Here is a 21,317-nt window from a genome sequence, read left to right on the forward strand (position 1 = left end):
AGTGCACTGTGTCGCCTCCTACGTTCTATGTGAACCTTCTTATGAAGAAAGCAACAAATCTTACGGAACCATCACGGTAAATTCCGGTGGTTTCGTACCTAGTTCTCGTGGCGCTCTGCCTTCGCGATACGTTCCAGCTCAGCGGCAAGGAAACTGCGAGCATCCACGTCCTTATTGCGCAGAGCACGCACGGAGTTCACCAGGAAGTTCGCGTAGCTGGTAGCACGCAGAGCAACAGAAAGCTTCTTCTCCCAGCCCCACTTGTCAGCATAAATAAAACGAGCAGTGGTTAGCCACTGTACTCGGCGCTCAGAGGGCGAAGAACCGCCGCCCTCGTGGGTTACGGTCACCGAAGGAATCAGGTAGCGGTCCACGCCAGCATTCGAGAGGCGGTACTGGAAGTCCACCTCTTCGCTGTTCATGTAGAAACGCTCGTCCATGCCACCGATGCGGTTGAAGGTCGCGCGAGGAACAACCATGCACGCGCCCATAACCCAGTCGACCTTCGCGTCGGAGGTGCCGGTGCACGCTTCAACATCGTGGCCAACGCCGCGGTGCCACCAGTTGGTCGGCTTGAAACGAGCCAGGGGGGTGAACCATTCCCACGCCACATGCGCTGCGGTGGGGAACTTACGAGCCACCCACTGTTGCTTGCCATCGTGGCCGATGATCTGCGGGCTAGCCAGCACCTCGCCGTGACGTTCCACGGCTGCGAGCATGCGAGAGACGAAGGTGTTATCCGGCTCCAGGTCGCTGTTGAGGATGAAAACCCATTCACCGGTCGCGGCAGCAACACCGGAGTTCACAGCCTTACCGAAACCACCATTAACGGGGCGGCGAACCACGGTCACGCCCTCAACCTCGGGGAAGGGGGTGGGAGAAACATCGTCAGAGACAATAATCTCGATATCGGCGGGATCAATACCCTGCTGAGCGCGCAGAGTGTCAATAATGGCAAGAACCGGTTCCGGCTCACCGTAAAAAGGAATAACCGCAGATACGCGGGGAGTATGAGTCACAATATGTCCTTTGAGTGAGGCGCTTGAAAATCACAAGCTATAGAAGGCTAAAGATGGGGGCGACCGTACTCAACTGCTGCATACGATCACCCCCATCATTTCAATTAGTCGGGCAGCTGGCCCAGGCGAACAAGGTTCGCGAATTCTTCGTTGGCCATCTGAACTTCCTTAAAAGTTCCCTTGTTGGCGATACGGCCCTGGGAGAGGTACACCAGCTGATCAACGTTGCGCACCGTAGAAAGACGGTGAGCCACGATAATCACGGTAATCTCCTTGGAGATGCGGTTAATGGTCTGAGTGATCTTGTACTCAGTCTCGTTGTCCAGCGCGCTGGTCGCCTCATCCATAACCAGCAAGCTCGGGTTGCGGTACATCGCACGCGCAATACCCACACGCTGACGCTGACCACCGGAGAGACGGTTACCATTCTCACCAATCGAAGTGTTAATACCATCTTCCAGGGTCTCGACAACGGGCATCAGCTCCGCCAGCTTGAGGCAGTAGAGTACACGATCGTCATCAATGTACTGCTTGGGAATGCCGAAGGCGACTGCCTCACGCAGGGTGCCTTTACCCAGGTAGGGGTCCTGGGGAACATAACCGATCTTCTGGTACCAGGAAGGCAAATCAGTATGGATGTCCTTACCCTGGCTGGAAATCGTACCGCTCGTCGGGGTGAGCAGGCCAAGGATTAGGTCAACCAGGGTAGTCTTGCCCGAACCGGAACCACCCACGAAAGCAACCGAGGTACCAGCCGGCACATCCAGCTGAATGTCCTTGAGAACATCCTTATCACCATCCGGGTAACGGTAGACCAGGTTATCAATCTGAACATCCACGGGCTCAATATCCGAGTTAATGATGGTTGCCGGATCAATTTCATCCTTGAACTCAACCATCTGCAGGCGCTGCTCTTCGGGGCTCATCGAGCGGATAACCTTTGCAACTTCTTCACTAGCGAACTCGTTCGCACGAATACTGCCCAGGTTGGCAATCATACGGGTTGCATTCGGAAGAATGCGGATACATGCGGTTGCGAAAAGCATGAGGGAAGGAAGACCCTCAGCACCCTGAGTCGAGGTCACCAGAGCCAGCAGACCAGCGATACCCACGATGAAAATAACTTCAAGGGAGTACTTGGGGAAGTCAGTCAGGAACGAGAGGTTAACGTCGCTTTTAACGCTTCGTACTGCGGGCTCGCGGTACTGCTCGATAGCAGCCTTGTGCGCATTCGTAATACGAATTTCACGGAAGCCCTTGATGTCATCCAGAAGGAAGCGCAAAGCGTCTCGACCCGCACGTGCCGATACCTCACCATACTTCGCATTACCGCGGCGCAAGAAGAACTGCATGACAGCGATGGTGATGCCAAAGTATGCAAAAGCAAGCAGTGCCGGAACCGGCATGACGCAAAGAATCATGATGAGCAACACGAGGATAGACAGGAAATCGCCCACAAAGTTAATAATCGATCCCACAAAACCGCGGTATGCAAACACCACGTAGGTGCTAATCAGGTACGCGGTTTCTTCAGGCTGAGACTTCTTGTGGTTGAAGTAGCTATCCTTCATGTAATGATTGAGGATTGTCGTCGACGTCGCCAGCTGCTGGTAACCGGTAAATTTCAGGCTCCAGCGCTTAAAAATGAGCGATGCAATACCTTTAAAAACAAAGGCCAACACCAGAACAACGCCCAGATAGAACACCAGCTCAGATCGCTGAGGATTACCAAAAATATCCGAGAGAACAGCCAGGTAACCGGTAAGTTCCGCACCCATCGCAATATTCACAATGGGAAGGATGGCTGCAACACCGACCATTTCCATCAAAGACAGGAGGAACAGACCGATTAGGTTAAAGATAAGCAGCGTAAAGCTTCGTCCCGGGAAAAGCAAGCGAAGCTTAGTATAAATACTCTTCATTGGTCCTCGTTAGTGAGCGTACTCGCTGGCTCCTGAGTGAGAAGAAGACCAGCATTTCACGCCAATTCTAGCATGCGCCCTCTATACATTTTCAGTATCAAGCTTGTACTTTTGGTCATCTTTAGTCGAAAGAAGAACCTCTAATTCATAGCTAAAACATCAGACGTTGAGGGGTATTTGCCACACACAGGAAAAGGAACCATTGAAGGTGTAAGTAACTCGGTATGATAGATACTATTCATTCAACCAACCCGACACTTCCGGCTTCCCTGTTCACTGTTGGGTACGTCAATTAGAAAAGGCTTTTTGATGGGCATCTTCAACATCAAGTCCCTCAAGGACAAGTACGCGTGGGGCTCCTCCGAGGACAAAACCAACTCCGTAGAAACTGCCGAAGCGCAGCCTGCAACCGCGGCTTCTTCCTCCGCAAATATTGCCGACGGAGTCCGCTCCCTCATTAAGAACAACCCCGAACTGGCAGGCAAGAACCGCCGCGGGGTAGCAGGTCGCATCATCACCCCCGACGGTTCGCTCCGCGAAGCCATCGAAGACTACGAAGTCCGCTCCCCCGCCGCAGTAGCTTCCCAGGAAGTCACCCCCGAAGAAGAGCTCAGCGCCGACGGCACCGCTACCGTCTCTGCACAGCCCCTCACCCACACCGATATCAAGGCTACCCCCGGTGACATCCTCGACGTAGACGGCAAGCCCACCGGCCCCAGCATTATCCGCGTGGGCCAGCACAACGCGCCCACCGTTGATGCTGAAGAGCTCGCCGACCCGAAAGAAGCCAACAGCCGGAACGCAGGAAACGCGCAGCCCTCCCCCGCTACTAACACCCGCAGCGAACGCACCCCGCAGTTCAAGCTTTCCCCCAAAACCCTCAACCGTACCGGCAACACTAGCGGTGATGGCCCTTTCGAAGCCGTCTTCGTCTGCACCGGAAACATTGCCCGTAGCGCATCCGGCGAGGTGATTTCCAAGCACCTTGCCGCAGAATACGGTCTGGAAGACAAATGGATTTTCTCCAGCGCAGGCACCGGCGCCCTCGTCGGTCACGGCGTCTACGAACACGTAGCCAACGAGCTCATTGAGCGCGGGTACAACCCGGAGGGCTTCGCATCCCGCCAGCTCAACGAGCAGATTATCGAGAACGCCACCATCATTTTGGTGGCAGAGAAGGTACACGCCGACTGGATTGTGCGCGAGTGGCCCCAACACCACTCCAAGATTAAGCTGCTCAAGCAGGCTGCTCGCATTCGCGAGGATGCACGCCGCGCCGAGCCGCTTTCTTACCTCTACGCCTACGGTGCCCGTCCGCTTGATAGCGACAAGCTGGAAGACCCCTACCGCCGCGGCCCCGCAGCAGCGAAGGTTGCAGTGGAGGAGGTGGAGCAGTCCCTGCGTGTGATTCTGCCCTGGCTCGCACAGGCACACCGCTAAGCATACGACGCTAAATACAGCACTAACCCGGCTGGAACAGGCCTCTGTTCCAGCCGGGTTAGCTTTAGCCTCTATCACAAGAAAGTCCCCCACCGACCACGGTCAGCGGGGGACTTTCTACATGCTCTAAGAAAGCTTAGTGATCGAAAATCTCGGTCACAGAGCCCTCGTCGAAGACCTCACGGATAGCGCGAGCAATCAACGGAGCGATGGAGAGAATAGTCAGGTTATCGAACTGCTTCTCCTCCGGCACGGGCAGGGTGTTAGTCACGACGACCTCCACAGCACCGCACTGAGACAGACGCTCAGCAGCCGGATCGGAGAGAACCGGGTGGGTAGCTGCGATAATAACTTCCTTCGCGCCCTTGTCCATGAGGACCTTCACAGCGCCAGCAATGGTGCCGCCGGTGTCAATCATGTCGTCAATCAGCACACAGGTACGACCCTCGATGTCACCCACAACAGTCTTAGAAACAGCATGGTTGGGGACGTTAATGTCGCGGGTCTTGTGCACGAACGCCAGGGGTGCGCCGTCCAGCAAATCAGCCCAGTGCTCAGCCACGCGGACACGACCGGTATCCGGGGACACAACGGTCACGTTGGACAAGTCTTCCACGCGCTCGCGGATGTGCTTAGCCAGAACCGGAATCGCGAAAAGGTGATCCAGCGGGCCGTCGAAGAAGCCCTGAATCTGCGAAGTGTGCAGATCCACGCACATCAGGCGGTCAGCACCAGCGGTCTTGTACAGGTCCGAAATCAGACGTGCCGAGATGGGCTCGCGGCCCTTGTGCTTCTTGTCCTGACGAGCGTAGGGGTAGAAGGGAGACACCACGGTAATGGAACGAGCGGATGCACGCTTGAGCGCATCAATCATAATGATCTGCTCCATGAGCCACTCGTTGATAGGTGCCGGGTGCGACTGAATCACGAACGCGTCCGCACCGCGCACCGACTCCTCAAAGCGGACGTAGGTCTCGCCATTGGCGAAGGTATATGCGGAGGTGGGCAGCAGGTCGTGATCAAGTGCCTTCGCAATCTCCTCGGCAAGCTGGGGGTGTGCTCGACCGGAGACCACTACAAGCTTGCGCTCACCGGGGTTGGTAATCTCGCTACTCATGGTGTTGTTCTTTCCTCGAATTAGGATTCTGCCGGTTCCTGCGCACCAGCTGCCTTAGCAGCCTCAGCAGGTTCGGTACCGGCACGGTTCTTCAGGACCCAGCCCTCAATAGTGCGCTGGGAAGTCTCAGAGTAGGCGAGGGCGCCCGCAGGAACATCCTTACGGATCAGCGCGCCCGCGCCGGAGTATGCACCGTCACCCACAGTAACGGGTGCAACGTAAATACCCGCGGATCCCATGCGGGCATGCGCGCCAATAACGGAGCGGTTCTTCACCAGGCCGTTATAGTTTGCAAAAATAGAGCCAGCACCAATATTCGCGCCCTCACCGATGGTGGCATCACCAACGTAGGACAGGTGCGGGACCTTAGCGCCATCGCCAATCTGCGAGTTCTTAGCCTCACAGAAGGTGCCGAGCTTAGCGTCCTTGCCCAGGGTGGTACCGGGGCGCAGGTATGCGAAGGGGCCAACAGTTGCGCCTTCGCCAATGACAGCGCCGTGACCGTGCGCGCGGATGACGGTAGCGTCAGCCTCAACGGTCATATCAGTCAGGGTGGTGTCCGGGCCAATGGTGGCGCCGGTAGCGACGGTGGTGGAACCGTGCAGCTGCACACCGGGCAGGAGAGTCACATCGTTCTCAATGGTGACGGTGACGTCAATCCAAGTGTTCTCAGGATCAACGATGGTCACGCCGTTACGCATGTGAGCCTCAAGGATGCGGTTGTTGAGCATACGACCCAGCTGAGCCAGCTGCACGCGGTCGTTAGCGCCCTCGACCTCCCAGCGGTCGTCAATAGCCAGAGCGGAGGTGCGGTAGCCCTTAGAACGAGCAATGGACAGAACGTCAGTAATGTACTTCTCACCCTGTGCGTTGTTGGTGGTCACCTCAAGCAGTGCCTCACGCAGAACAGCGGCGTCAAAGGCGTAAATACCGGAGTTAATCTCGGTAATTTCGAGCTCTTCGGGGGAAGCGTCCTTCGCCTCAACAATGGCGGTCACTTCGCCAGCCTGGTTACGGACAATACGACCGTACGCGCCGGGCTCATCCACGTGAGTGGTTAGAACAGTAACAGAGTTCTTGTCCTCCTCGTGGAAAGCAATCAGCTCACGCAGAGTCTCAGGGCGCAGCAGAGGAACGTCACCGTAGGTCACCAAGACGGTGCCGGAAACGGGAGCCTGCGCATCCAGAGCGTTCAGACCGACCTCAACAGCGCGGCCGGTACCGGGAATCTCATCCTGGTCAACAATGGTTACTTCAGAATCAAAAGCGAGGACGTGCTCAGCAACCTTATCGCGCTGGTGGCGCACCACAACAGCAAGGCGCTCGGGGTTCAGGTCACGTGCCGCGGCAACAGCGTGCTCCACCATGGAACGACCACCAATACCGTGCATAACCTTGGGGGTAGCGGACTTCATGCGCGTACCAGCGCCTGCGGCGAGAACAATCACTGCAGAGGGTGCCAGTTCAGTATTCACTGGGAAGACTCCTTAGACGAGGTTGTAAGAGTGAGGAGTGAGCGCGGACCGCTAACTCTCTAATCAACGGTGCCGTTGAGTGCTTACGCTCCGCCACTAGGACTCGAACCTAGACAAACGGCTCCAAAGGCCGCTGTGCTGCCATTACACCATGGCGGATTATCCATACATTCACATGAGGTCTTGGTTACAGGCTCTCATTGTCATTGACCGCCATTTTGGGCACAGAACAGCGCAATGCAGGAAATGCTTTCCTCAGTTTATCAAATATCTGTGCTGAACTTAGCCGCGTGCCCCGCAATCCCCACAGCTTTTCTCACCGCCATCGAGTACCCTCTCATCAAAGCCTGGAGCGCTACTTGAAGTGAAGACTCACCCTGTACCCTAGAAGGCGTGGCACATCTACTTGGCGGCGAATCGCTGCACCTCGAATTCCCTACCCGAACCATCTTTGAAGGCATCACGGTCGGCCTGAACGAAGGCGACCGCATCGGCATTGTCGGTCGCAATGGCGACGGCAAGTCCACCCTCATGAAGATCCTGGCCGGCCGACTCGAACCGGACTCCGGCCGCGTCACCGTGCGCGGCGGCACCCGCATCGGCTACCTGGATCAGTCCGATGTTCTCGACGACGACCACACCGTCGGCTACGCGATTGTGGGCGACACCCCCGAATACGAATGGGCGTCACAGGCACGCATCCGCGATGTCATCTCCGGCCTGGTCTCTGACCTGCCCTGGGACGCACCCGTCTCTTCGCTCTCCGGCGGTCAGCGCCGACGCGTAGCGCTCGCCTCCCTGCTCGCGCAGGAGTGGGACGTGCTCATGCTCGACGAGCCCACCAACCATCTGGACGTTGAAGCCATCACCTGGCTCGCCAACCACCTGAAGTCCCGCTGGCCCAAGAACGCGGGAGGCCTCATGGTTGTTACCCACGACCGCTGGTTCCTCGACGAAATCTGTACCGACACCTGGGAAGTGCACGACCGCATCGTCGAGCCCTTCGAGGGCGGTTACGCGGCGTATATTCTGCAGCGTGTGGAACGTGACCGTCAGGCAGCCGCAGCGGAGGCGAAGCGTCAGAACCTCATGCGCAAGGAGCTCGCCTGGTTGCGCCGCGGTGCGCCCGCGCGTACCTCCAAGCCGAAGTTCCGCATTGATGCCGCCAACGCCCTCATCGCGGACGTTCCGCCGGTGCGTGACACCGTAGAGCTGAAGAAGATGGCGGTCTCCCGCCTCGGCAAGGATGTGGTGGATCTCGAAAACGTTTCCGTCGTCTACGACGACCCCTCGATGCCCGGCGGCAAGCGCCCAGTGCTGAAGAAGGTCACCTGGCGTATTGCCCCCGGCGAGCGCACCGGCATCCTGGGCGTGAACGGCGCGGGTAAGTCCACTCTGCTTTCACTCGTGACGGGCGATCTGAAGCCGACCGAGGGCCGCGTCAAGCACGGTAAGACCGTGAAGATTGCAACCCTGACCCAGCAGCTCGATGAGCTCAACGAGGTCGCTAACGACCGCGTCTCGGATGTGATTGGCCGCAAGAAGCGCAGCTACATCGCCGATGGTAAGGAGCTGTCCCCCTCGCAGATGCTGGAGCGTCTGGGCTTTATCAGCGCGCAGCTATCTACCCCGGTCAAGGACCTTTCGGGTGGCCAGAAGCGTCGCCTGCAGCTCATGCTGATTCTGCTGGATGAGCCGAACGTGCTGATTCTCGACGAGCCGTCCAACGACCTGGACACCGATATGCTCGCCGCGATGGAGGATCTGCTGGACACCTGGCCGGGTACCCTGCTGGTGGTCAGCCACGACCGTTACCTCATGGAACGTGTCACCGATCAGCAGTACGCCGTGATTGACGGTTCGTTCCGTCATCTACCCGGCGGTGTGGACGAGTATTTGGCGCTCTCTGCGGCCGGTGCTGGCGGTTCTGCCGCCGGTAGCGCGCAGGCGCGTGCCGCCTCCTCGGCGCAGGCTTCTGCTGAGCCGGATACCCCGAAGGTCTCCGGTGCTGAACTGCGTGCGGCGCAGAAAGAGTCCGGTGCGATTGAGCGCCGCCTCGCCAAGCTCGCTGCAGAGCAGGAGAAACTCTCCGAGCAGATGAGCGCGCACGACGCCTCGGATTACGCCGGTTTGGCGGCACTCGGCGAGCAGCAGCAGACGCTTCAGGATGAGATTGACGAGCTAGAAATGCGCTGGCTCGAACTCTCCGAACTGCTCGGCTAAGGCCTATTAACGTAGAGGAATGCCGGTTCTAGATTCAATCTAGAACCGGCATTCTTCATGTATTCAGCTCAATGATACAGAATCACAGTGACCGCGCTCACCGCGTGGTGGCCAGTTGCACGAAGAGAAGCAGCAAGAGCCTCCGCTCGATTCTGCGAAGAAGTCAGCAGAAGCACCGTCGGACCGGAACCGGACACCAGGGAGGCGTACACGCCCTCGCTATCGCGCAGGTTCAGGGTCTGTTCCAGCTGCGGGGCGCAGGACAGCGCGGGAGCCTGCAGGTCGTTACGTAGCAGCGGCGCCAAAGAGGCGAGCGCCGCCTCCGAACCATCGTATGAGTTCAGAGCTTCCAGAAGCTCTGCGGGTTCCACCAGCTCACCGGAGGCGGGGTACAGCCCCGAGGCGAGGCCCGCATCCAACTGCTTGAATACGCTGGGGGTTGAGAGGCCAAACTGCGCGGCAACAATCACCAGGTGCAGAGGCTCTCGAGGTGCCGCAACGTTCTGCAACTCGGTACCGGTCCCCTGCCCCAGGGCGAGGGTCTGCCCGAGCGCGGCGCGCACGCTAAAGGGAATATCGGCGCCCAGTTGCGCGGCGAGACGCTCATAATCTGCCTGGGTCAGCAGCGCACCGGTGCGGCCGGTTATGTGCAGGTAGCGGTCCGTGGCAATGAGGGCGGCAGCCGCGTCCGCTGAGCCGCCAGCCATACCACCTGCCACGGGCACAGCCTTCGCAATATGCAGGTGCAGTGCCGGGGCAGATTCAATACCGTGTTCCGCAAGAATCAGCTCGGCGGCACGGTACACGAGATTCCGCTCGTCCATCGGCATGTCGGCAGGGTCGAACTGCCCCGCCTGCATCTGCTGATCCACCAGGGAGCCGGGCACAATATCCATGCTCAGGCTCAGCCCCGGTGTCTGCCCTTCAGAGACCGTGATGGTCTCCGTTAGAGAGACCGCCGCAAAAAGCGTAGTCAACGGGTGGTAGCCGTCCGGGCGGACGTCCCCCACGGCGAGGTACAGATTGACCTTACCGGGAGCATCAACCGAAATAGCAACCTGGGAGGCGGTACTCATCAGCGCATACACCTTTCGCGCGGGAATTCGCGTGAGAACGTCAGTGAAAAATTTAGAACGAGAAGAAGCTACTCCGCTACAGGCTCAGCCGGGACAGTCAGCGAAGCCTCCGCAATACGGATAAAACCGTGAATATCCAGCTTCTCACCACGTTCCGTCGGAGCGATACCGGCAGCCACCAGAATCTGCTCCGCACGCGCACCCGAACCCGCCCAGGAACTCAACGCAGCACGCAGAGTCTTACGGCGCTGAGCGAAAGCAGCGTCCACAATCGTGAACACCAGGTCACGGTCAACGGTAGAGAGAGGCTCCTCGCGCATGCGGAAACCCACCAGGCCCGAGTTAATCTTCGGTGCAGGCCAGAACACGTTCTTGCCAATCACGCCCGCCTTATACACCTCGGCATACCAATTAGCCTTCACCGAGGGCACACCATAGATCTTCGAGCCCGGGGTCGCCGAAAGACGGTCGGCAACCTCGTCCTGAACCATCACCAGGGCGTGACGGATACTCGGGAACTGCGCAAACAGGTGCAGAAGCACCGGAACCGCCACGTTATAGGGCAGGTTCGCCACCAGAGCATCCGGAGTGCGGGGCAGCTCGGTGACCTTCAGGGCGTCCATGAGTACCACGTCAATATCGCCCGCCTTCTCGGGGCGGAACTTCTCAATCGTGTGCGGAAGCTGCTGAGCCAGCGGCGGATCAATCTCAACCGCAACCATGTCCTTCGCCGCGTCCAGAATACCCAGGGTCAGCGAACCCAGGCCCGGGCCGACCTCCAGCACCGTCTCCTCCGGTGAAATCTCTGCCGCGTTGACAATACGACGAATCGTATTGGGGTCAATCACAAAGTTCTGCCCAAGAGTCTTCGTCGGACGAATACCAAGCATCTCGGCAAGCTCGCGAATCTCAGCAGGGCCGAGCAGGGGCAGATCGTTCACAGCGTTCCTTCACATAGGTGGATGGTGGGGAGGTTACAGTTTAGGTTACCGCGAGAAACGCTGCTTTACCTCATCAAGGGTGGCTTCCAGAGCGTTCTTAGCATTTGTAATACGCTTCTTCGGCGCCAAAGCAATACGCACTCGGTCCAGGGGGCCAGTACCGTGCTGGAGGCTATTCACCTTATCCAGATGACGCTTACCGGACTCCAGGATGACGCTGCTGCCCTCCCATCCGCAGAGGCCAGGCTGCACAAAACGCACATCCACACCCCACTGCTGGTACAGCCTATAATCATCAGCCACAGTACCCGGAGCCTTACCCTCAAACTGCTTGAGTAGAAGCTCAGCACCCGAACGGGAAATCAGGTACAGACCGGTGCAAACCAGGGGCCAGGTACCGTACGGCTTACCCATACGGTACTTACCGTGCACAAAAGGAGATAGCAGAGACAGGCGGATGTATTCCACCTGCGGGTTCAGCTTGCCCGCATCGTTCGCAAAAGAATCGCAGAGGTTCACCAGCTGCACCTGCGGGTACTTCGTGATGATTGCGTTCACCACCGCCTCAGCGTCCGAAGAAATAAGAGCGTCGTCCTCGGCAATCAGCGCCCAATCGGCGTCACTCGCAATAAAGTCACGCCACATCTTCACGTGACTGAGCATGCAACCCTTCTCCGCTGGGCTCGGGTCGCGATGCAAGCGGCTACGGAAAAACTCAACATCAAATTCGTCATCAGTGACGTGATTATCACGGTTATCCACCGCAGGATAACGAACAAAATCCTTTGCGGGTGCACCCACCGAATAGAACGAGTCGAAACGGTTCGCGCCCTCCAGACCCAGAACATACTTCAGAATCTTTGCCATGTTTTTCCCTTCAACGGCTCATCCAGAAACTCTAAGCAATAGAAGATCGCAAAGGTTCAACGATGAGTTTTCAGAACATCAGGCCACCTGCACAACAGAAGGGTCCGTCGATCTTAAAAATCAGTGCGTACATGGCAGGGAGTCTGAATATTGAGCGTGTGATAAATACGCACACTGCTGTGCAGTGTAGAAAGAATTCTATCATTCACCGTGCGCCAATCTCAGATGCCCGCAGGTTAAGGCGCGATATGGCACGCGCCGTACTGGTGTACAGCAAAAACAATCCCCTCCCTACCGCAGATACACGGTAGGGAAGGGATAAAAGACAGGCAGAAGACCCACGTATTTACATTTTTATGTGATAGCAGTAGCCCAACCCGTCTCTGGGCTACCGTCCCAGACGCTGCTTCACATCCTCAAAAGTTGCCTCCAGGACATTCTTTGCGTTCGCAATACGCTTCTTCGGCGCCAGGGCGATACGCAACCGATCGAGAAAACCAGTGCCATGCTGCGTGCTCTTGAGACTTTCCAAGTGACGAACACCAGAAGTTATAAGGCTACTACCTTCCCAACCGCAGAGGCCCGGCTGCACCAAATATACATCCACACCCCATTCTCGGTAGAGAGAATAATCATCAGCAACGTTGCCGGGAACCGTCCCACTATAACGCTCTACGAGTCGTTCAGCCCCAGAACGCGAAAGAAGATACAGGGCAGCACCATACAGAGGCTTTGAACTATAGGCACTACCCATACGGTACTTGCCGTACACAAAAGGAGAAAGCAACGAAAGGCGGGGATAATCCATCTGAGGGTTCAACTTGCCGGCTTCAGAAGCGTAGATATCGCCCAGGTTAACCATCTGCACGTGAGGATACTTTTCGATAATCCTCTCCACTACAGGCTGCAAGTCAGGAGAAATAAGGATATCGTCCTCTGCCAACAAAGCCCAGTCGGCATCTGAAGCGAGGAAGTCCTTCCACATGTGATAGTGGCTCAGCATGCAGCCCTTCTCCGCGGGCTTAGGGTCGCGATGCCAGCGCTTACGGAACACCTCAACATCAAATTCTTCATCAGTGATGTGATCATCACGGTTATCCACCGCAGAATAAGGCACAAAATCCTTCGCGGGCGCGCCCACCGAATAGAACGATTCAAAACGGTTCGCGCCATCCAGGCCCAGAACATACTTCAGAATCTTTGCCACAGTATCCTCCTAAAACACCAGCCATGGGGTGCTATACATAAACTCTTGTCGGGATGTTCGCAGCACCAATTATTGAGGCACCATACGCACCTAAATACTGCAAACCAAATCATGGCATAGCTGTTTGAGTGAGTTATTTGTAGTCGCTACAGTCTAGCACGCAGCCACGCACCGCGAAACTGCCCAGAGTAACTATCCGCTACAAACTGTACGCGCCTACCACTGACCGTAAACCCGCTCCGAATTCTCACGAATACGGCGGCAGAGCGCCTCCAGCTCCTCACCGCGGTGAGCAGCCATGAACCGCACCGTGTAATTCGTCATGTAGGACGCATTCGGGCGGCCACGGAACGGATGCGGGGTCAAGAATGGCGCATCCGTCTCAGCCAGAATCAGCTCCGGACGAGCCATCGCCAACGACTCCTGAATACCCTTTGAATTCTTGAAAGTCACGGTACCGGCAAAGCTCATATACCAGCCGCGCTCATTGCAGATCTCGGCGAGCTCCGGGCCGCCCGAGTAGCAGTGGAACACGGTACGTTCCGGCGCGCCCTCTTCAACCAGGATGCGCACAACATCCTCGTGCGCATCACGGTCGTGGATCTGCAGCGCCAGGTTGTGCTTCTTCGCAATGCGGATATGCTCGCGGAAGCTGTAGTGCTGCGCCTCCTTGCCTTCTTCACCGGTGCGGAAATAGTCCAGTCCGGTCTCACCAATAGCGCGCACGCGGTCGGCGGTGGCGAGCTCGTCGAGGGTGGCGAGCGCCGCCTCCAGCTGACCGGCTGCAGCCAGCTCGGGGGCGGTATTGGGGTGAATCGCAATGGCGGCGAGGACACGCTCATCAGCCTGCGCGGCGGCGACCGCGTACAGGGAGGAGGGGATATCGCATCCGACCTGCACGATAGCGGCGATGCCGAGCTTTTCACCGGCGTCGAGTGCGTCGCGGGCGCTAATTTCTACTTCACCGTCGAGCAGGTCCATGTGGGTGTGGTTATCCACGATGGGGTACGGCAGCGGCTCGGGAGCGGGCGGGAAGACCAGATTACGGCTGCGGCCATTCTCGCCGGTGGTGGAGCGGCGGCGGGTTCCTTCTCCGCCTTCGGCGTCACTGATGCCGGTGTAGAGTTCCGCCTGATAGGGTGCGGGTACTTCACCGGGGACCGGTTCCCAGCCGTTAGGCAGGGCGGTTGCCTGAAGTGCCGCGGGGGTGGGCAGGGTGTAGTTCGCCAGGGCGGCAAGGGAGTTCAGGTACTCCTGGGTGATTTCAGGACCGGGATGGCTCTGACACATGGATAAATCCTCTGGATAAAACTGCGGGGTAAAACTGGGGGGGTAAAGATACGGGGTGGTTCTGGGTTATTCAGAACGGGCAGCCAGCGCCGCCTCGTACAGGTCACGTTTGGAGGTGCCGGTCTCGGCGGCGACCGCGGCGCAGGCGCTCTTGAGGCGCTCGCCGCCCGCTACACGGTCGAGAACCAGTTGCACGACGTCCTGCGCTTCGGGGGTTTCGGGGGCTTGTGCGCCCTCAACGATAATGACGATTTCGCCGCGGACGCGTTCAGACTCAGCCCATTCGGCAAGCTCTGCCAGGGTACCGCGTCGAACCTCTTCGTGGAGCTTGGTTAGCTCACGGCTGACCGTTCCGCGGCGCTCAGCACCAAAGGTCTGCACGAAGTCTGCCAGGGTCGCGGCGGTGCGATGCGGGGATTCGTAGAAGATCATGGTGCGCTCCTCCCCCGTCAGCGATGCGAGGCGGCGGGTGCGCTCGGAGCCCTTGCGGGCGAGGAAACCTTCGAAGGTGAATCGTCCGGTGGGCAGACCGGAAAGCGCGAGCGCGGTCAATGCCGCGGAGGGGCCGGGCACCACGGTGACGGGCAGGTCGGCTTCTGCGACGGCTGCAGCGGCAACGTAGCCGGGATCGGAAATGGTGGGCATGCCCGCATCCGAGAGCAGTAGCACGCGCTGACCGCCCTGTACCGCTTGCACGATGGTTTCGCTACGTTCGGCTTCGTTGTGGTCGTGGTTGACGATGATGCGGCCGCGGGTGCGCACGCCAAGCCCGGAGGCAAGGGTTCGTAGCTTGCGGGTGTCTTCAACGGCGATGAGGTCTGCGGTGGCGAGGGCTGAGCGCAGTCGGTCGGAGGCGTCAGCAAGGTTGCCGATGGGGGTGCCGCCGAGGATGAGCACGCCCCCTTCTTCGGAGGTGACGGCGGTGTCAGCGGTGTCAGTCTCGGGTGCCTCGACCGTTTCTGAGGGGGCTGTGGTTTCTGAGGGGTCGGCGGTTTCTTCGGTGTATTCTGCGGGTGCGGTCATGGCAGGCCTCGTGTCTGTGTCTGGTCTTCGTGTACCCACTAAGTGTAACGCCCGCGCTCCGCCCAGTGCCGGGCGAGCTTGCCGGTAAAAGCGGCTGGTGCGGGCGAGCTACGGTGCGTCATATAAGCCGTTCACGGGCTGAAATGGTGCATCGTGCGTTCTGACCCTTTAGGATTGATGGGGTGAAGATACCTAAGCTACTTTCTCCCGCATCTGCCGCTCCGGCTGGTCCGGCTGATCCGACCCGCTCTTCGTCTGAGCGTGGTCGTTACAGCCTCGATTCTCTGCTGGATGCGCTCGCTGTTGCCTATATTCGTGCCCCGCGTTGGGGCTGGTTGGCGCCCGCATTGATTGTGCTGGTTGCCGGTACTCTGCGTTTTTATAATTTGGCGCATCCGAATGCCATTGTTTTTGATGAGACGTACTACGCCAAGGACGCCTACTCGTATGTGCATTATGGCTACGAGTTGAGCTGGTCGAAGGAGGCTAATGCTTCCTTTGCTGCCGGTCACCCGTCGGGTCTGTTGACGGATTCGCCGGAGTATGTGGTGCATCCGCCGTTGGGTAAGTGGATGATTGCCGCAGGCATGGCAATCTTTGGTGATAATAATCCCTTTGGTTGGCGTGTTTCTGCTGCGGTGATTGGCACCCTGTCGGTGGCGTTGATTGCCTATGTTGGCTGGTTGCTGTTCCGTTCGATGACGGTGGCGACTATTGCGGCGCTTCTGGCTGCTGTGGATGGTCTGATGCTGGTGGAGTCTCGTTTGGCTCTGCTGGATATTTTCCAGATGTTCTGGATTCTCGCGACTTTTGTGTGTCTGGTGCTTGACCGTATTCAGGCGCGGCGCGTGTTGGCGCGCAATATTGCGGAGGCGGCACGTCAGAATAGCGGTGTGCTTCCGCCGATGCCGTGGGGCCCGAGCATGGGTCTGCGCCTGTGGCGTTTCGCCGCGGGTGTGTGCGCCGGCGCTGCGGTGGGTGTGAAGTGGAATTCGCTGTTCTTCGTTGCGGCGATGGGTCTGCTGACGGTGTTCTGGGATATTAATGCTCGCCGTATTGTGGGCCTGGACAAGTGGGGTTTGACGGCGCTGGTGCGTGACGGTCTCCCCGCGTTTGTTCAGATGATTGGTGTGGGCCTGCTGGTGTATTTGAGCACCTGGGCGGGCTGGTTCCAGTCGTCGAACGCGTATTTCCGCCGTTGGGCTGTTGAGAACCCGGGCAAGGGTGTCATGTGGCTTCCTGAGGATCTACGTTCCCTGTGGGAGTACCATGTCTCGGCGTTTAAGTTCCATTCTGGTTTGAGCAGCCCGCACACGTATTCTTCGCAGGCGTGGCAGTGGCTGGTTTTGGGCCGCCCGACCTCGTACTACTATGAGTCGCCGAAGCTGGGTTCTTCGGGTTGTACCGTGAAGTCCTGTTCCGAGGCTATTTTGAATATCGGTAACCCGGCCATTTGGTGGGCTTTTATTCCGGCGATTATTGTGGCGCTGCTGGTTCTGCTGCTGAAGCGAGATTGGCGTTTTGGCGCGCTACTGGTTGTGTTCGGCGCGGGCTATTTCCCGTGGTTTATGTACCCGAATCGCACGATGTTCTACTTCTACGCGCTGTCCTTTGAGCCGTTCCTGATCCTGCTGTTGGCGGGCGTTTTGGGTCTGGCGCTGTCGGGTGCTCGCGGTTCGGTGTTACGTGCTCGTTTGGGCGTGACGCTGGTGGCGATATACCTGGTGGGCGTGCTGGTGTTGAGCGCGTACTTTATGCCGCTGTGGACTGCTCAGGTGATTCCGTATGAGCAGTGGTATTCGCACATGTGGTTTAAGTCCTGGATTTAGACTCGAGTTTTAGGCTCGGGTTTTGAGCTCGGGATCTCGGCTGAGGTTTTAGTCCTGGGTTGATTTAGGCCTGGGTTGAGGCGCGAGCGATGCGAGCTTGGGTATAGCGAAGGGGGCTGGGTTCTACCGTGTGGTAGAGACCAGCCCCCTTTGGGTGCCCTTTCCTCGCTGGTTCATGCGGTGAAGTGGCTGATGATTTTTAGTTGTCGCCGACGCGTGTTTTAGTTGTCGCTGACGCGTGCGGAGGCGAGCTTGACGCGCAGTTCCTGGCGTTCCTGGCGGCGGCGTTCTGCCTTGAGCTTGCGGTATTTGGTGGGCCAGGTGGTCACGAGCAGGAGGGTAATCTGCGCTGCCACGAGGACCGCTACGGCGATTGCTGCGTCGATCCAGAATTGCGGCGGGTAGAGGCGGATGAGGGAGCTTCGTACGGAGAACTCCCAGTTGCCCTGCGGGAAGAATACCTGGTGGAAGGTGGTGAACAGCCATTCCCAGCCGAAGACGCCCACAACGCCGAGCACCGCGATGAGTCCCAGGGTAATCCATGCGCCGCTAAAGAGGCTGCGGCGGATGGTTCCAGGGGCGCGCTCGCGCAGGGAGATGCTGCTAAAGAGCGTCAGCAGGAAGAGCGCGGCAACGGCTACGGTGGCGATGAGCAGTACCCACTTCACGTCGTGCATGTGGTTCACTTCTGCTTCGGTGAAGGCGAGGGTGTTGTCGGTGCCGGTGGTGACGCGGGCGAGGTATTCTCGCGGCGCGAAGTTGTTGATGTAGTCCACGCCGTAGGAGCCCAGGCGCATCCTCTCAATGAGGTAGTAGCCGTAGCTGTCTTCGGGGAATCCGGGGCGGTGGTATTCGAGCCAGAGGAAGGGCGCGGAGGCTACGGCACGAATCGCAATCATGAGTACGGTCAGCGGTACGGTGAGCGCGATGAGCGTTGCGCGGAGCTTGAGGAAGCGCGGGGTGTCTTCCACGGCGTCTTCGCGGGCCGCGGCGCGTTCTGCCGCTTCGGGCGAGGCTGCCAGGGAGGACAGCGGCGCGTTGGGGTCTGCAACCGCGTGGGTGTGACCGGTGCGGGTGGTTTCGGTGCGGTACTTGCGTCCGGCGGTGGAGGCGCTTGCCGCCTCCACGGTAGCGACGGTTTCTGCTTCGGCCGCCTTTTCGGCTTCTGCTGCTGCAGCGGCTTCTGCTTCGGCGGCCTTCTGCATGGTTTCGCGGTTGAGGTCGCTGAGCGTCGGGTTTTTGGGGGTGCTCTTCGAGTCGCGGACGAGGGGCACGAAGCCGGTGGAGACGTTGGTGCGGGTGCGTACGCGGGTGCCGACGCCCTGTTCACGTAGTTTGCTGCGTGCGGGGACGACGGGTACGTTCCCGGTGGGCAGGTCGGGTTCTTCGGCGACGGTGGGTACGTCTGCTGCGATGCGTCCGAAGGCGCCGGTGTGCGGTGCCGGTTCGCTGGTTTTAGTTTCGGTGCGTCGGGCGTGGAGTAGTTCTTCGGCGCTGGTGCGGCGGATGGCCGGGCGCAGTGCGCCCCACATTCCTCGGTGTGTTTCTTTGCTCATGGATCTCGCGTTCTTTTCGAGTGAATGGTGTTTGAGTGAGTTGCGGGTATCTGTACTATCTGCCAGTTTCTCATACGCAAAGAACCTTCCGCATGAATTCGCGGAAGGTTCTTTGCATTCGGGTGTTTAAATTCTTGGGTTCGAATTCTAGGATTCGGTGGTGTCCTGAACGGGTACCTTGTAGACCACCCGCCAACCCTGCGGTGCCGTCAGTCGTGCGGCGTGATGGTCGCAGAGGTCGTAGGCGTGGGGTTCGCGGAATTCTGAGAGTGCGTCAATGAGTGCCGTGGAGTCTGCGTAGGAGTAGTGGAGAGTAACAGTCGCCTCTCGCTGGCAGGTCTGGCGGGAGCACAGTCGTGCGGTCTGCATGTAGATGGTACCTTCCTGGCTTAGCTCGCCTGCTTGCGCAGTCGGCGGCGTTCACGTTCTGACAGCCCGCCCCAGATTCCGAAGCGCTCGTCATTGTCCATTGCATATTGTAGACACTCTTCACGCACGGGGCATACACCGCATACCCTTTTGGCGTCTCGGGTGGAGCCGCCTTTTTCGGGGAAGAAGGCTTCGGGGTCGGTCTGGGCGCAGAGTGCTTCAGCTTGCCAGGCGAGTTCTCCGTCTTCACCTTCGGTTCCGTAGAGCCCTGCCGCTGCGGTCCATACGTCGGTGCAAGCAGGCATGTTTCGTTCTGCGTCTGCGAGAAAGGCGTCGGCGGCTGTTTCGAGGGATTGAGTGGGATTCATGCTACGGTGCTGAGCGCCTGATGCGCGCGCGGCCACGATGGAGCGGTCCGATGCAATGTAGGAGCCCATGGGTTTTCCTTCCGTGTTCTCATTGTGAGCTTAATGAGTCTGCGGATCCGTCGTGGACGGAATCTTAGTGTGTATGGTGTGGCATGGTTTGCTGTGGCCTCTACGGTCCCTTCCAGAGCAAACACGCTTATATATCTATTAGACGTGCGACACGCCGTTTCGTCAAACTAGACTAAAACAATATTTAGATGTATGTGTGTTAGAGACGTCATATTTAATGTAAATTTGACCTTTATATATTTTTGCGCACGCTACTTGCCCTCGCTCACACCTAAGGGCAACCTCATATTTCCCCTACTCAAGGCATAGTTTCCACCGCTTGCAAATTCCGCATCTTGACCGCAAATAATAAGGGCTCATGACGACCACCCCACCCACCCCACCTCGGGCACAGGGGAAAGAACCCAATAATTAGATAAGAAAAACTTATCTTTTTCCCTATGCGGTTTCTGAATATTTTTTCGAGGCATTGCGAAGCATTTACATTTCCAATTTATATTTATGCCATATTCCAAAATGAGGCATTAGGACTATCAAACATTTTGAGTCATTAGGTTTTTTTAAGACACTCTTAGACGCTTTTACTTTACCTCTGTATTTTTTAGCGTCGAGCGCACTCTCCCTGACCGCCCTTCCCCCGGTACGGTAGAGTGAAACCCATGGTTACTCTCTCCCCCACCGGCGCATCCGTGCCCGCAACTCTGAACCGCTTCTTCGAGAAACTCAGCATTCAGCAGACCCCCGCCCTGATCTGGTATTCGGCGGCAGGCGAGCGCATTGAGCTCTCTGGCAGGGTCCTCATGAACTGGGTAGACAAGAGCGCAAACCTGCTGGTTGAAGAGTGCGAGCTGGCGCCCAATGAAGGTTTTGACCTGCAGGCTCCGCTGCACTGGCGCACCATTGTTCTGGGTCTGGCGGCGTTGCGCGTGGGCGCGGTCCTCGATCAGGACGAGCCGCTGGTTGCCGCGGTCTGCACGGAGAAGGAGGCGGGCTACACGAATGACCCCGCATACCTTCTGGCGGTTGAGCGTGCACCACTGGCACTTTCCTATACCGGCGATCTGCAGGCACTGGCTCCCCACGCCGAGGAGGTGCTCGATTATTGTGCTCTGGTGCGTAGCTTTGGTGACCAGTACTCGGGCCTGCTTCCGAACGATTCGGCAGAAATCATTGAGGGTTTCAGCTATGCGGAAGCCTACGAGCAGGTTCTTACGCAGGCGCAGACCTATCGCACAGCGGGCTATACGCTCCCTTCGGGGCAGCGTGCACTCGCGCTGGAGTTGAGCCCCGACTACGGTTTTGACGCCTCGGAGGCGACCCTGAGTACCCTGCTGGAGGTGCTAGCTATTTTGGCTTCGGGCCATGCGGTGTTTGTGGCTGACCCGAGCGTGGCCTGGCAGGATGAGCAGCTGGCATCCTTAATGGCTTCAGAGCGCGCGGTGGAGATTCCCCGCGGCTAGTGATTTTTCCGAATTCTTTGGATTTTTAAAAAACTTATCCCCCGATACACGCCGTATCGGGGGATA

The 21,317-nt window shown here is 58.1% G+C and carries 17 protein-coding genes and 1 tRNA gene; 4 read left to right on the forward strand and 14 right to left on the reverse strand.

What is annotated here, in order from left to right:
- Positions 1-98 precede the first annotated feature (98 nt).
- Both ACP3RB_RS06285 and ACP3RB_RS06290 read right to left on the reverse strand, forming a co-directional pair.
- Positions 99-1,019 carry a glycosyltransferase family 2 protein gene (locus ACP3RB_RS06285; RefSeq protein WP_426698820.1) on the reverse strand — a complete coding sequence of 307 codons (921 nt, stop codon included), beginning with the start codon at positions 1,017-1,019 and terminating at the stop codon, positions 99-101.
- A gap of 104 nt (positions 1,020-1,123) precedes the next feature.
- Positions 1,124-2,941, reverse strand: a complete 1,818-nt coding sequence (locus ACP3RB_RS06290; protein WP_426698821.1) for an ABC transporter ATP-binding protein — start codon at positions 2,939-2,941, stop codon at positions 1,124-1,126.
- A 309-nt stretch (positions 2,942-3,250) separates the two neighbouring features.
- On the opposite strand from ACP3RB_RS06290, the gene ACP3RB_RS06295 reads away from it, so the two are divergent.
- Positions 3,251-4,381: a phosphotyrosine protein phosphatase gene (locus tag ACP3RB_RS06295; protein ID WP_315427765.1), complete on the forward strand. Its 1,131-nt coding sequence runs from the start codon at positions 3,251-3,253 to the stop codon at positions 4,379-4,381.
- 136 nt (positions 4,382-4,517) lie between these two features.
- Here ACP3RB_RS06295 and ACP3RB_RS06300 read toward each other — a convergent pair whose 3' ends face one another.
- From ACP3RB_RS06300 to ACP3RB_RS06310, 3 genes are all read right to left on the reverse strand, one after another.
- Positions 4,518-5,498 carry a ribose-phosphate diphosphokinase gene (locus ACP3RB_RS06300; RefSeq protein ID WP_303966432.1) on the reverse strand — a complete coding sequence of 327 codons (981 nt, stop codon included), beginning with the start codon at positions 5,496-5,498 and terminating at the stop codon, positions 4,518-4,520.
- 20 nt (positions 5,499-5,518) lie between these two features.
- Positions 5,519-6,973: a bifunctional UDP-N-acetylglucosamine diphosphorylase/glucosamine-1-phosphate N-acetyltransferase GlmU gene (gene glmU / locus ACP3RB_RS06305; protein ID WP_060823826.1), complete on the reverse strand. Its 1,455-nt coding sequence runs from the start codon at positions 6,971-6,973 to the stop codon at positions 5,519-5,521.
- Between the two features lie 88 nt (positions 6,974-7,061).
- Positions 7,062-7,132, reverse strand: a tRNA-Gln gene (locus ACP3RB_RS06310).
- A gap of 234 nt (positions 7,133-7,366) precedes the next feature.
- On the opposite strand from ACP3RB_RS06310, the gene ACP3RB_RS06315 reads away from it, so the two are divergent.
- A complete protein-coding gene (locus ACP3RB_RS06315) occupies positions 7,367-9,196 on the forward strand; it encodes an ABC-F family ATP-binding cassette domain-containing protein (RefSeq protein WP_426698822.1) in 1,830 nt (609 codons plus the stop codon).
- Positions 9,197-9,264: 68 nt separating this feature from the next.
- Here the strand turns inward: ACP3RB_RS06315 and ACP3RB_RS06320 are convergent, their stop codons facing one another.
- From ACP3RB_RS06320 to rsmI, 6 genes are all read right to left on the reverse strand, one after another.
- The gene (locus ACP3RB_RS06320; RefSeq protein ID WP_426698823.1) at positions 9,265-10,272 is read right to left on the reverse strand and encodes a 4-diphosphocytidyl-2C-methyl-D-erythritol kinase; all 1,008 of its coding nucleotides are present in this window, start codon (positions 10,270-10,272) and stop codon (positions 9,265-9,267) included.
- A 68-nt stretch (positions 10,273-10,340) separates the two neighbouring features.
- Positions 10,341-11,213: a 16S rRNA (adenine(1518)-N(6)/adenine(1519)-N(6))-dimethyltransferase RsmA gene (rsmA, locus tag ACP3RB_RS06325; protein WP_049332986.1), complete on the reverse strand. Its 873-nt coding sequence runs from the start codon at positions 11,211-11,213 to the stop codon at positions 10,341-10,343.
- A 45-nt stretch (positions 11,214-11,258) separates the two neighbouring features.
- Positions 11,259-12,080 (reverse strand): glycosyltransferase family 25 protein, encoded by an 822-nt coding sequence (locus ACP3RB_RS06330; RefSeq protein ID WP_311452467.1) that lies wholly within the window; start codon positions 12,078-12,080, stop codon positions 11,259-11,261.
- A 388-nt stretch (positions 12,081-12,468) separates the two neighbouring features.
- Positions 12,469-13,287, reverse strand: coding sequence for a glycosyltransferase family 25 protein (locus ACP3RB_RS06335; protein WP_426698824.1), 819 nt, complete (start codon positions 13,285-13,287; stop codon positions 12,469-12,471).
- A 216-nt stretch (positions 13,288-13,503) separates the two neighbouring features.
- Positions 13,504-14,577 carry a TatD family hydrolase gene (locus tag ACP3RB_RS06340; RefSeq protein ID WP_426698825.1) on the reverse strand — a complete coding sequence of 358 codons (1,074 nt, stop codon included), beginning with the start codon at positions 14,575-14,577 and terminating at the stop codon, positions 13,504-13,506.
- A 66-nt stretch (positions 14,578-14,643) separates the two neighbouring features.
- Entirely contained in the window at positions 14,644-15,600 is a 957-nt protein-coding gene (gene rsmI / locus ACP3RB_RS06345; RefSeq protein WP_426698826.1) for a 16S rRNA (cytidine(1402)-2'-O)-methyltransferase, read from the reverse strand.
- Between the two features lie 182 nt (positions 15,601-15,782).
- Between rsmI and ACP3RB_RS06350 the strand changes: the two genes are divergently transcribed.
- Positions 15,783-17,429, forward strand: a complete 1,647-nt coding sequence (locus ACP3RB_RS06350) for a dolichyl-phosphate-mannose--protein mannosyltransferase (RefSeq protein ID WP_426698827.1) — start codon at positions 15,783-15,785, stop codon at positions 17,427-17,429.
- A 221-nt stretch (positions 17,430-17,650) separates the two neighbouring features.
- Here the strand turns inward: ACP3RB_RS06350 and ACP3RB_RS06355 are convergent, their stop codons facing one another.
- From ACP3RB_RS06355 to ACP3RB_RS06365, 3 genes are all read right to left on the reverse strand, one after another.
- The gene (locus tag ACP3RB_RS06355; protein ID WP_426698828.1) at positions 17,651-18,985 is read right to left on the reverse strand and encodes a DUF1461 domain-containing protein; all 1,335 of its coding nucleotides are present in this window, start codon (positions 18,983-18,985) and stop codon (positions 17,651-17,653) included.
- 147 nt (positions 18,986-19,132) lie between these two features.
- Positions 19,133-19,354 (reverse strand): DUF3499 family protein, encoded by a 222-nt coding sequence (locus ACP3RB_RS06360; protein ID WP_049362309.1) that lies wholly within the window; start codon positions 19,352-19,354, stop codon positions 19,133-19,135.
- Between the two features lie 20 nt (positions 19,355-19,374).
- Positions 19,375-19,791 (reverse strand): WhiB family transcriptional regulator, encoded by a 417-nt coding sequence (locus tag ACP3RB_RS06365; protein ID WP_426698829.1) that lies wholly within the window; start codon positions 19,789-19,791, stop codon positions 19,375-19,377.
- A gap of 659 nt (positions 19,792-20,450) precedes the next feature.
- Between ACP3RB_RS06365 and ACP3RB_RS06370 the strand changes: the two genes are divergently transcribed.
- Complete coding sequence (locus ACP3RB_RS06370; protein WP_426698830.1) at positions 20,451-21,251, forward strand: TIGR03089 family protein; 801 nt, start codon at positions 20,451-20,453, stop codon at positions 21,249-21,251.
- Positions 21,252-21,317: the final 66 nt, after the last annotated feature.

The sequence above is a fragment of the Rothia mucilaginosa genome (assembly GCF_049990865.1).
GTDB classification, from domain to species: Bacteria; Actinomycetota; Actinomycetes; order Actinomycetales; family Micrococcaceae; genus Rothia; species Rothia mucilaginosa_I.